Here is an 11,660-nt window from a genome sequence, read left to right on the forward strand (position 1 = left end):
AGGGTGCGCCTTCGCCCTGTGGGCACCCCGATACGGGGCGGTCTTGATTCACTCCATGTCCGAACGCCATGCCCGAATCGTACAAGTACGTCTACCACGGCTTGCCGCCGCGACAATTCGAAGACATCGAACACCTGCGCCCCGTCTTCGAGCGCGCCTACAGCGTCAGGATCGTATGGCTGCACGACAAGCCCGTGCGCGCCGAACGCGATCCGCCGGCCCGGTTCGGTTCGCCATGGTCCAGACTGATCTACTGGCTGCGCAGCCTGCTGCGTCTGGAAGGCGGCCGCAGTTGGGCCATCGGCCGGCGCGACGCCCGTACCATCATCGAGCAGCGACGCGGGATCGAACAGGCGTGGTGGTCGGCCCACGGGGCCAGCGAGAATAAGCAGGCCAACGGCAATGACAAGGCCGGCACGCCGACGCGCCACATCGCTGCGACACCGGCACCCGCACCGGAAGCTGCGCCTGCACCCGCATGCATCCATCCGCTCTTCTGGCGCGAGGTCTGCCGATTCCTCGAGCCGGACCAGGTACTGGCCGTGGCGGCGGTCAGCAAGGACGCAAGGCGCTCCACCGCCAGCCATGCGCTGGTCGCGCGCGCCATGCGCGGCGCGGCGGAAGCCACGACGCTGTCGGCGATGCTGGCCGTGCTCGACGAGATGGCCGGCTGGCAGCGGCGCCAGGATCCCGAGTGGCCCGTGCCGATGGCCAGCCATGGCAGTCTGATGTCGGCGCTCGCGGCACGCGTCCAGGTTCTGCTGCCCGCGCAGCGGCAGCCGGCATGCGAGGTACTGCTCGACACCGCCGAGCGCCTTCATGCGGTCGGCCTGCGCGCCCGTGCGCTCGCCGCGATCGCCCGCTCCCTCGATTCGGTACGCGACTCCGACCGCGACGCGACCGAAAGCCGCCTCGGCCGGTTGATCGACGCGCTGCCGGCCGATCATCGATATCCGGCGTTGGCCCCCGTGCTGGCGAGCCACCGCACGCGGGAAGCGCGGCGGGCGTTCACCGCGCTGGGTTGCACCGCCGAGAACTGGTTCGCCGTCGTCGGCCGGCTTCCGGCATCCGAATGGGCCAGGGCAACATGGATCGTCTGCGAGGCGCTGCTGCAGGGGTTCCCCGACCAGTGGTCCGCGCAGCCGCCGCGCGCCGAGGCGTGGGACGCGATGCTCGGCGCCATCGATCGGACCGGCACGGCCTGCAACGAGCCGGATCGCGATCGGCGCAAGGCATTCGCACTGGAGGCCATGTGCAAGACCTGGATCGTCGGCGGCAATCCCGAGGAGGACGAGGCGCGGTGGCGAGCATTGTTCGAACGGATGAGCGCGCTGCCGCCCGCGCTGATCGCGCCGCCGATGCGCCGGCTGCGCGCCCGTCTGAGCGATCTGCCCGAGGCCGTCGGCCGGGCGTGTGCGTCGGGATTTCGCGGCTGGCTGCAAACGGCCGCGCTGCCGGCCGCGCAGCGGATCGAACTCGGTGCGCCACTGATCTCCTGTCTGCCCGAAGACGAGCGAGGCGCCTACTGGGAGGCAAGGTGGGCCGACTGGTGCGGCGGTGTCGGCGACGATGATGCGCGGCGCATCGGCTTGGCACGCGGATTGATCGGCATGCTCTGGAGCGTGCCGTCGCTGGCGAACTGGCCGGCTCAGCTCGGCGGGCACGGCGGCAGCGCGCCGCTGGCGCCTGGGTTGCACGCCAGGCTGCTGACGATGTTGCCGGCGGAGGCCATGCGCGATGCGCCCGGCAGCATGGCGCAGGTGCTGGCCGAGTCGATGCGTCTGGCGCAGCAGTACGACAGCCCCTTTGCCGCCTTGTGGTGGTACGCGGCAGGTGCGTTGTCGCCAGCGCAGCAGCGCAGCGTGGAATCGATACTGCAACGCATGGACTCGGTCAGCCGGTTCGGTCTGCTGTACGAATTGCTGCAGGACGAGCGCCGCCTGCCTTGCGCGGCGACGCTGGCGATGAACTGGCTGCGGCAGCCGACGACGGGCATCGAGGAAGGCCCGGTGCGGATCCGGCTCGCCTCGCTGCTGGCCAGGCTGTGCGAAGAGGAGACGCGCGCGGGTCTCGCGTTGTCCAAGGTGCTGGACCGCATCGAGACGCTGGCCGGCGAACTCGAAGCGAGTCCGCCGGTACGGGCCCAACTCCAGTTCGCCACCGACATGGTGATGCTTGGCAACACCGCAGCCATGGCGGCTAGCCTGCGCCAGCCACCGCCGCGCGAGGTCGTGGAGGCGATCATGCTGCTGGATCGGATCTGGCGCTGGGTCGCACGCGCGCCAGCGTCGATGCGCGCGGAAGTCGTCCAGGCACTGCTGCTGCGCAATCCGGGTTCGGGACGCAATACCGAGAACGCGAACGTCTACCACTACCTGTCCAGGCCCAGCCTGCATCATGTGCTCGAATTGGTCAGAAGCAGCGTGTCAAGCGTGCCGGCCGGGCGCCGTGGCGACATCCTGCTTGCGCTCGCGGTGGCGCGTATCGACAGCGCCAGAGCGGCCGGATTCGGTGCCATGCACCTCGCGATGTGGGACCTGCTGCGCGATGCGATGCCCGACCGGAACCGCCTACCTATCCTGTTCGCGGTCGGACGCTGGCTGATCGATTCGCCGATGGACGATGTCATGCGTTTGCGCTGGCGACATTGCATGGCCGAATACGCGGCGCTGTGCGACGGCCTGGCCGAAGTCGACCGCAACTGCGTCCGTCCATGGCGGCTTGCCGTGCAACAGGCGCTGTCGTTCGCGGTCGCCACGCCGGTCCGGCGCCGATCCATGGACTCGCGGCAAACGCGTGAGCCTGCCGCGCCCTGAAGACGGACGACGGACGATGCCTGATTCTCCGAAGTACCTCTACGATCCGACCCACGCCGACAGCATTGCCGCGCTGTCCCGTCTCGGACGGGCGCCGTCGAGCGACGCGCAAACCATCGGCGTGTTCCGCTTCCGTGGCGAGCCGGTCCGGGTCGAGCGCCTGGACGACAACACCTTCGTCGCGATCCGGCTCGATGCAGCGGGTCGGCCGCGCAGTCTGCTCGACCGGCTGCTCGACCTCGTGCGGTCGCTGTTCCGGCTGGAAGGCGGGCGGCGATGGCAGCTGACCGGGCGCGACCGCCGCGAGATGGAATCCTGGATGTTCGCGATGTCCGCGCGCGCGCTGCAACAGCAGATGCGATGCCAGCACGAGCAGGCCGCGGTGCGCGATCGGCGCGACGCCAGCACGCTGTCCCGGTTCGAAGCGTTGCCGCTGCCGTTGCTGCACGCGATCGGCGTAAGGCTCAGTCTGCAGGACTGCCATGTGTTGCGGCAGGTCTGCTCTCGGTTCGCCAAGCCGATGGCGCACTGCGTGCCCTTGCTGCAGGCGGCCTTGTGGACCACGCTGCCGGGGCTGCGCCGCGCGCTCGCGCATACGCTGCCGCAAACGGAGAGCCGGCCGTTCGCCGTCGAGCCGGACCGGCCGACGCGCGCAAAGGCATTGCAGGTGGCGGCCGACCGCGTTTCGGAGCTGCCCGCCAGCCAGCGCTGCGCGGGCCTGCGCAGTGTGCTCGATGCGATCCAGCTGGCGTTTCCCGACGGCGACGGCGCCGCGGTACCGCTGCGCGTGCTCGCCACCGAGCTGGCGCGGCAGCCATGTCTTGCCGTGGAAGAGAGCCGTCAGGTCCAGCGTCTCGCGGTGGAACTTTGCCGCGCGCTCGAGCGCCTGCCACTGGCCGAACGGATCGGCGCGGCATTGGCGCTGCACAGGAATCCGACGCTGTCGATCACCGACCGCGTACGCGCGCTGCTGGTGCCGGAGTCCTGCTGGCTGCTGGCCGTGCGCGTGGTTCCAGCGGTGCAGCGGCGCCGCGTCGTCGACGATCTTGCCAGCCTTGTTGCCGAGCCTTCCCGTTTGCCGCCGTCGAAGGCCGTGCCGTTGGCCCTGCAGGCGCTGGAGCTGGCCGAACTCGATCCGGGCGCCAGCGCGCACGCGCTCGCGGCACTGTTCCGGATCTCGGCGCCGGCCATGCTGGTGCAAGACTGTCCGCCCGATCCGCCCGATCCGCCCGATCCGCGCGGTGGCGACGCGGCGTCCCGTGCCGGGATGGCGGTATGGGAGCGCCTGTTGGCAACGGCGTCCGCATGGCCGACGCAGGCAGCTGTCATTCTGATGAAGGCGCTGTTGCAGGCGCTGGCCGCGCTGTCGGACCAGCGCGTCAAGAACAAGGCCCGCCTCGCCGCAGGCAGATGGCTGCAGAATGCCGGCGAGCTGCCGGGCAACGATCGCCATATGATCGAGGCGCTGCTGTTCGCGCTATTGGCCGAACCCGCCCGTCTCGCTGCCTGGAACGCGATGTGGGACGCCTTGCCGCCGCCGACGTCGCAGCACGACGACGCCGCCGAGGCGGAACTGCGGCAGATTGCGCGATGTCTGACGTACGTGGCCGATGCCACCCAGTGGGAATCGATGCTGCTGCCGCGGCTGACGCCGTTGCCACCGCAGCAGCAGGCGGCATTGCTGTCAAACCTGCCGGCCTTCCTGTACAGGGGCCCGCATACGATGGAACTGTTCGAGCGGGTGTTGAACCTGGCGGTCCATCATCGACTGCTGAAACCGCTGACGCTCTGGTATCGCGCGCGCACGCTGGCGGACTACGGCCAATACAGCGATGCGCTGGACAGCGCGCTGGTCTGCCTGCCGACGGCCCAGCAGGCCCAGTGGATCGTGGCGCTTTCGCGCAATCGGGTGGTGCCCCAGCTATGGATCGATGTGGGACTGGCCGCGATGGAGCCGCCGTTGCCGAATGCGGCGCTGCAGGCCTCGCTGATCGGTGCAGTCGCGGTGCAGTGTCACAGTCACGGCGTTGCGCTCGACGCCGACTGGAGAACGCGGATCGCCGGGCTGACCGAGGCCCTCGTGCAGCTGGAGGGCACGGCGGCGCGCCTGGATACCGCGGCGCTTTCGGCGCTGATCGGCATCGGCGACATCCTGCTGCAATTGCACGACGGCGCGACCGCGCCGGTCAGGCAGCCGTGGGACAGGGACGCGATCCTGGTCTTCGTCGATGCCGTATGGAGATGCGTGCGCAGTTTGCCCTTTGCCAGCACGCTCGGCATGCTCGGCACTCTGTGCGCGGTGCGCGCGCCCTTTGCCCCGTCGTACGAGCGCCACTTTCATCTGGCCACGGTCAGGCATGCGTTGGAGCTGCTGCCGGCGTTGTCGCCCGAGCAGCAAAGCGACCTGCTGCCGCTGCTGGTCGACATGGAATCCGGGCCCACGGGCGCGAGGCCGATCGATTGGCGCGGTTTCGACCGCTGCCGCCAGACGCTGTGGCAGGCCATCGTGGACCTGCCGGCCCGGGAGCGGGCGCGCGCCCGCCTGCTCGACAAGGTGTCGTACTGGTTTGCCCGTGCCCCGGCGGACGCGGCCAGCCGCCAGGCGTGGCGCGACGCCCGCCGCCAGTACCTCGCCATGGTCGATGGCGTGCAGTCCGACCACCGTCCGGTACTGGCCTGGCGCTGAGGACGCGGCAGCCCCGGCCCGCCGGGCTGTGCCGACCGCGCAATGGCGCTACACTGCGTCGATCAGCCTCCGGCCCTTCGTCCCCATGCCAGCCGACGCCAAATTGATTGCCGATCTGCGCCGCCGCGCGCTTGCCGCCCAGTATGCGAGGCCGGTCGCCTCGCCATGCCGCGATGTCTGCCGCATGGGCCAGCACGGCTACTGCGAAGGGTGCTTCCGCACCATCGACGAGATTGCCGGCTGGGCCAATCGCCGGGACGAAGACAAGCGCGCGATCTGGCAGATGCTGCCGCAACGCGCCGCCGCGGCGGGCACCGCCGATACCGCCGATACCGGCGATACCGGCAATACCTTCGATACTTCCGATACCTCCAATACAGGCGACACGGTGCAGTCGGGGCGCCCATGAGCGAAGCCACAGCAAACCAGCCGGACGCATGCGCCGACCGGTTGCCCGCCGGCATCCGCGTGTTCGAACGCGGCTGGCTGTCGGCCAACAACGTGCTGCTGATCGACGGCGACGATACCGTGCTGGTCGATACCGGCTATGTCAGCCATGCCCAGCAGACCGTGGCGCTGGTCGAGGCCGCGCTGGACGGCAAGCCGCTGAAGCGGCTGATCAATACCCATCTGCATTCCGATCACTGCGGCGGCAATGCGCTGCTGCAGCGGCGCTGGCAGCCCCGCACATGGATTCCGGCGGCCGAGGCCCGCGCGGTGGCGCAGTGGGATGTCGATGCGCTGAGCTATCGCGCCACCGGCCAGCAGTGCGACCGCTTCTCCTTCGACGCGCTGCTCGAGGACGGCCAGTCGATGCGGATGGGTGGCCTGGACTGGCAGGTCATCGCCGCCCCCGGGCATGACCCTCACGCGGTGATGCTGTTCGCGCCGGCGGAAGGCATCCTGATCTCCGGCGATGCGCTGTGGCAACACGGCTTCGGCGTGATCTTTCCCGAGCTCGACGGCGACAGCGGTTTCGCCGAGCAGGACGCCGTGTTGCGGCGGATCGCCGAGCTCGACGTACGGCTGGTGATTCCCGGCCATGGCAGCCCGTTCGCCGATGTCGGCGCGGCGCTGGAGCGGGCCCGCGGCCGGCTCGACTATCTGCGCGCCGATCCGCGCCGCAACGCCGTGCACGCGCTGAAGGTGCTGGTCAAGTTCAAGCTGCTGGAGCAGCGGCAGATGACGCGCGACGCGCTGCTGCAGTGGATGGCGCAGGCACCGCTGCTCGAGCGCGTGCGGCTGCGCCATCTGGACGGTGCGCCGTTGCCCGGCGTGATGGAGCAGGTGCTGTCCGGCCTGGTCAAGGCGGGCGCGGCCACCGTCGACGGCGAGATGGTGCGCAATTCGGATTGAGCGCGATGAGTACGGTGCCGATCCTGCGGGGCGAGGGGTTCTCGCTGCGTCCGTTTCGACAGGCCGACGCGGAGCAGTTCGCCGCCGCGGTGCAGGAGTCGATGGCGAGCCTCGCACCGTGGATGCCATGGGCCCATCTGCGCTACAGCGAACGGGACGCGCAGCTGTGGATCGATACCTGCGCCGACAATCTCGCGGCCGGGCTGTCGTACGACATCGGCGTCTACTCGCAGGACGGCCGCGTGCTGTTCGGCGGCGTCGCGCTGAACCAGATCTCGACCGAGAACCGCATCGCCAATCTTGGCTACTGGATTCGCAAGAGCCGGCAGGGCCAGGGCCTTGCGACCCGCGCTGCCTGGATGATGGCCTGCTTCGGCTTTCACCGGCTGCATCTGACCCGCATCGAGATCGTCGCCGCCGAGCGGAATCTGGCGAGCCGCCGCGTCGCCGAGAAGACCGGCGCGCTGCTCGAATGCATCGCGCGCAACCGGCTGGTGCTGCACGGCGTGCCGTGCCGCGCGGCGATCTACTCGCTGGTGCCGGAGTCGGTGATGCCCACCGCTCCGGCCGCGCCGCCATGATGGATCAGCGCGTGATGCTGAACGCGTAGGTGCGTTCGTCCTGGCGCGGAATCACGGTCAGGCCCTTCTTCGCCGCCCACACATTGATCTGGTAGTACAGCGGAATCACGCCGTAGTCCTTGATGCCGATCTCGGTGGCCTCCTGCAGCAGCTTCTCGCGCGCGCGGTCGTCGATCGTCGTCAGCGCGGCGCTGAGCTTGGCGTCCAGCGCCGGGTTGCTGTAGCGCCCGCGGTTCGAGGCGCCCCAGCCCTTGCCGGGGTCGTAGGTCGCCAGCAGCGACTTCAGCGACGAGCCGGCCTCGCCGGTATCGGCGCCCCAGCCCGCCAGCATGAACGAGAAATCGAGCTTGTTGGCGCGCGTGAAGAAGCTCGCCGACGGCATCGCCTCGACGCGCGTCTGGATGCCGATGCGCGTCAGCATCGACGCGATCGCCTGCGCGACCTGTTCGTCGTTGACATAGCGGTTGTTCGGCGTATGCAGCGTCAGCTGGAAGCCGTCCGGAAAGCCGGCCTCGGCGAGCAGGCGTTTGGCCGCTGCCGCATCGGCGGTGTCGGGCTTGAGCGCCGGCACGTGGCCGAACAGCGAGCTGTTGACCAGCTGGCCGGTCGGCTCGGCCGCGCCTTCCATCACGCGGTCGACGATCGCCTGGCGCGAGATCGCCTTCGAGATCGCCTGGCGCACGCGCGCGTCCTTCAGCGGATTGCGGGGCAGCGGCTTGCCTGCCTTGTCGGCGACGAAGGGCGAGACCTCGCGGTCGCTGTCCATATGCAGGTACATCATGCGGAAGGTCGGCACCTTGAACACCGACACGCCGGGATCGGCCGACAGCTTGCGGATGTCCGAGGTCGGCACGTTCTCGATCACCTGCACGTCGCCGGCCAGCAGCGCCGCCACGCGCGGCGCGTCGTTGGTCAGGATGCGCAGCGACACCGTGTCCCATTGCGGCTTGTTGCCCCAATAGGCATCGTTGCGGGTCAGCTCGACGCGGTCGCCCTTGCGGAAGCTGACGAACTTGTACGGCCCGGTGCCGACCATCGCCTTGCCGCTGTTGAAGTCGTCGCTCGATGCGGTCTCGGCGACCTTCTTCGACACCATGTAGATCGTCGACAGGTCGTTCGGCACCAGCGGGTAGGGACCGTTGGTGGTGATGCGCACGGTCAGCTTGTCGACCGCCACCACGTCCTTGAAGCCCTTGGTGTAGATCGTGTACGGCGACGGGCTGTTCTTGACGGTGGCCGGCCGCGCCAGCGAGAACACGACGTCCTGCGCGGTGAATTCGCTGCCGTCGTGGAACTTGACGCCGGGCCGCAGCTTGACCTCCCAGGTGGTCTCGTCGACCGCGCGCCAGCTTTGCGCCAGCGCCGGCTTGAAACGCATCTTCTCGTCCTTGGCGATCAGCGTCTCGAACATGTGCTCGGCGACGTTCGCGTTGGGCGTGACGTTGTGATAGTGCGGATCGAGCGAGGTGATATCGCCGGACAGGCCGATGGTCAGGCTGGCCGCGTGCGCAGGCAGGGCAGCGGCGCCGAGGGCCAGGCTTGTGGCCAGCACCGCGGCGCGCAGGGTACGACGAACGAATGGCATCGGGCACTCCCGTCGGTTGTGGTGTGGCGCATTGTCCGGACGTGGCTCTTGCAGTGTCAAGACGGACAGACCCGCGGCACGGCATTGCACCGGGGGCAGGCAGACCGGGGCACCGCTAGCCCGCTGGCGCCCCGCAGGGGTGCCTGCTGCACCGCGATGAAACGTCGCGCCGGTAGTCGACAGACCGAGGCGATCGACCGACGCAAGAATGCCCCTCCGGCGCGAAGGCCCCGGCGCCCTGACCCGACCCTTCGAGGAATCCGATGCCCATCCACGACCTCGGCCGCGCGAGCGCGGCCATGCCCATTGGGCCCGATCCGACCGATTGGGACCCGACCGGTTCCAATCCGACCCGGCCAAACCGCCTGACCGGCGAAGCGCCCGCGCCAACCGGCACGCTGCATCCGCAGGCGCCCGGGCAGCCGTCCAGCGTTGCGCTGGTCGTCGCCGGCTCCGACGCGGCGCCCGGCCCGTGCTGGACGCTGTTGGCCGAACCGATGAAGCGCATCGCCGGCTATCTGTCGTTGCACGATCGCATCGCGCTGTCGCGCGCCAACCATGCCGTGCGCGACGCGTTGGGACAGCTCGCTGCCACGACGCTGGAGCGCGCACGCCAGGTGTCGACCCTGTCCGCCTTGTCCGGCGTTCTGAATCGCATCGACGCGATGGCGGACGTGGGTGATCGCATGTTGGTCTTGCGGGCATTGGCGCGGCGCACGAGCTGCCTGGCGCGTGCCCACCGTGTGCGCGCATGGCGGCTGGTGCTGCGCGCGAGCGATGCGCTGCCTGTGGCGGCACGCGGCGCCGTGCTCGTTGAACTGGCGTCCGTGCCAGGCGTGGCGCGGATGCCGGAGCCGTTGTGGCATGACAGCGTGCGCGAAGTCCATGTTCCCGATTGCCTGGCGATGCTGGATCAGCGCCTGAACGGCCTGCCCGGGCCCGGCCGGGCGGCGTTGACCTTTGCCTTGCTTGAAGTACGCGCACCGCAGCGGGGCGGCGGGGTGTACCTGAAGCCGCCCCCGCGGCAGCCATTCGACCTGGCGGGCCATCTTGCGCTGGCCGCCCTGTTGCCGGCGGGCCGGCACCGCGATGCCGCGCGGCTCGCTGTCGAATACCACCTGCGTTCCCCCGGCACGCCAGCGGAACTCTGGCGCGACGGCTTTGGCGCCGCCTGTGCGGCTGGTCGTCGGACGATATCCGCGTGGACGCTAGTGGCGCTGCTGGAAGCCAGGACCGTCGAAGGACCGCCGCTGCTCAGTGCGCTGGAAGCGCCCCAGCTGGCGTGGCAGCAGGCATTCGCACAGGCCGGACGCTGCACCGGGGAGGCTGCCGCGGAGTTGGCGGTCGGTCTGATGCGATGCTTGCGCGCCGGCTGGGCTGCCGACCCGTTCCGCAGGCAGGGCATCGACGCGCTGTGGCAGCTCGGCGTCGATCTGCGCTTCGATGTCGATCAACGCGCCAGGCTGTTTGCGCGATGGGGCGGCTGGCTGTCTGCGCAGCAGTGGGAAGCACTGTGCGACGAGCTGATGGAGCGGTGCGCCACCGAAGGCACAACGCGTTCCCGACGTGACTGGCTGAATCGATTGTTCGACACCGCCCCGCCGGGCGCGCGTTCGATGCCACGGCAACGGGCATTCACGGACACGCAGCGGAAAACATCGGATGCCGCGGCGCCGCTGGAGCGTGCGGCATCGCTCGCACAATGGCTCGAGGCGGCTCCGGGCGAGCCGCCCCCCACCGAGATGCAAAGCTTCCTGGACGCCTTGATGGCGGCCATGCCATTGGCCGACGATGGCCGCGCGGTGCTCGCGCAGGCGATGCAGCGGCTATGCGACACGTCCGAGCCGTTTTCCGCGAAGATGGTCGCGCTCGCGGCCGATTTGCCGTCCTGGACCGGCGAGATGGAATTGGCCCCGCAACCGGCACTGGCGTTGGAGTTTGCGCGTCTTGCCATCGTGGTGCAGTGGCAGTCGGAACAAGGCCGCGATCGCATCCACAGTGCCGACGCGATGGTTCTGCGCAACTTCGTCGATCTCCTGACCCGGTCGGTCAGGCGTTTGCCGATCGAGGTTCGGCAGACGGTGCTGCTCGACCTCGGGCAAGGGCCGACCGAGCAGTACGAGGGCCTGTCCAGTATCAACGCGAGTACCGAATGGATCCTGTCCGTCGCGGCGTCCTTGCCGCCGGCGTATCGCGTCGACGTGCTGCGCCAGTGGGCCGAGGCCGATACGCGGCGCAATGCTGTGGCCACGATGTGGCACCAAGCGAGCGGCAGCGAATATGGCTGGGCGCCCAGGCGCGCGGTATGGCGCGCCATCATGCAGATTCCGCCCGAGTATCAGGCGTCGCTGCTGTGCGCGACCACGGACTGGTTCCACAGCGTCGTCTCTTCGACGCCGAGTGCGGCGTCACGGAAGGACGACGATTTCGTGGCAGCCGGCGCGCAATGGCTGGAAGCGCTGCAGCGTTTGCCGCCCGACGATCGTCTCGAGCCGCAATCCCTCGTGATGCCGCAGGTGGCAGTGATGATGGAGGATGCGGTAGCGAGGCTGATCTGCAGGTTCGACCGCGCATGAAGCACGGCGCCGGAACGGGGGCCGACGCCATGCGTCCGGGACGGCCGGCGGCGCATCCTG

The 11,660-nt window shown here is 69.3% G+C and carries 7 protein-coding genes; 6 read left to right on the forward strand and 1 reads right to left on the reverse strand.

What is annotated here, in order from left to right; all coding sequences use genetic code 11:
• Positions 1-68 precede the first annotated feature (68 nt).
• The 5 genes from FOB47_RS10790 to FOB47_RS10805 all read left to right on the forward strand — a co-directional run bounded on the left by FOB47_RS10790 (position 69) and on the right by FOB47_RS10805 (position 7,439).
• The gene (locus FOB47_RS10790) at positions 69-2,816 is read left to right on the forward strand and encodes a hypothetical protein (protein ID WP_174781055.1); all 2,748 of its coding nucleotides are present in this window, start codon (positions 69-71) and stop codon (positions 2,814-2,816) included.
• Positions 2,817-2,832: 16 nt separating this feature from the next.
• Positions 2,833-5,502 (forward strand): hypothetical protein, encoded by a 2,670-nt coding sequence (locus tag FOB47_RS10795; RefSeq protein WP_174781056.1) that lies wholly within the window; start codon positions 2,833-2,835, stop codon positions 5,500-5,502.
• Positions 5,503-5,587: 85 nt separating this feature from the next.
• Positions 5,588-5,911 (forward strand): DUF1289 domain-containing protein, encoded by a 324-nt coding sequence (locus tag FOB47_RS26155; RefSeq protein WP_315904325.1) that lies wholly within the window; start codon positions 5,588-5,590, stop codon positions 5,909-5,911.
• Entirely contained in the window at positions 5,908-6,858 is a 951-nt protein-coding gene (locus tag FOB47_RS10800; RefSeq protein ID WP_244959397.1) for an MBL fold metallo-hydrolase, read from the forward strand. Before FOB47_RS26155 ends, FOB47_RS10800 begins: the two co-directional genes overlap by 4 nt.
• A gap of 5 nt (positions 6,859-6,863) precedes the next feature.
• Entirely contained in the window at positions 6,864-7,439 is a 576-nt protein-coding gene (locus FOB47_RS10805) for a GNAT family N-acetyltransferase (protein WP_174781058.1), read from the forward strand.
• Between the two features lie 4 nt (positions 7,440-7,443).
• Here FOB47_RS10805 and FOB47_RS10810 read toward each other — a convergent pair whose 3' ends face one another.
• Complete coding sequence (locus FOB47_RS10810) at positions 7,444-9,024, reverse strand: ABC transporter substrate-binding protein (RefSeq protein ID WP_174781059.1); 1,581 nt, start codon at positions 9,022-9,024, stop codon at positions 7,444-7,446.
• Between the two features lie 263 nt (positions 9,025-9,287).
• Between FOB47_RS10810 and FOB47_RS10815 the strand changes: the two genes are divergently transcribed.
• Positions 9,288-11,600, forward strand: a complete 2,313-nt coding sequence (locus FOB47_RS10815; RefSeq protein ID WP_174781060.1) for a hypothetical protein — start codon at positions 9,288-9,290, stop codon at positions 11,598-11,600.
• The last annotated feature ends 60 nt before the right edge of the window (positions 11,601-11,660 follow it).

The sequence above is a fragment of the Cupriavidus gilardii genome, assembly GCF_013347325.1.
Lineage (GTDB): Bacteria > Pseudomonadota > Gammaproteobacteria > Burkholderiales > Burkholderiaceae > Cupriavidus > Cupriavidus gilardii.

What these genes read in the sequence shown, in the direction of transcription:
- FOB47_RS10800 (WP_244959397.1), top strand. Translation starts at nt 5,908, where the DNA reads ATGAGCGAAGCCACAGCAAACCAGCCGGACGCATGCGCCGACCGGTTG.
- FOB47_RS10815 (WP_174781060.1), top strand. Translation starts at nt 9,288, where the DNA reads ATGCCCATCCACGACCTCGGCCGCGCGAGCGCGGCCATGCCCATTGGG.
- FOB47_RS10805 (WP_174781058.1), top strand. Translation starts at nt 6,864, where the DNA reads ATGAGTACGGTGCCGATCCTGCGGGGCGAGGGGTTCTCGCTGCGTCCG.
- FOB47_RS10795 (WP_174781056.1), top strand. Translation starts at nt 2,833, where the DNA reads ATGCCTGATTCTCCGAAGTACCTCTACGATCCGACCCACGCCGACAGC.
- FOB47_RS26155 (WP_315904325.1), top strand. Translation starts at nt 5,588, where the DNA reads ATGCCAGCCGACGCCAAATTGATTGCCGATCTGCGCCGCCGCGCGCTT.
- FOB47_RS10790 (WP_174781055.1), top strand. Translation starts at nt 69, where the DNA reads ATGCCCGAATCGTACAAGTACGTCTACCACGGCTTGCCGCCGCGACAA.
- FOB47_RS10810 (WP_174781059.1), bottom strand. Translation starts at nt 9,024, where the DNA reads ATGCCATTCGTTCGTCGTACCCTGCGCGCCGCGGTGCTGGCCACAAGC.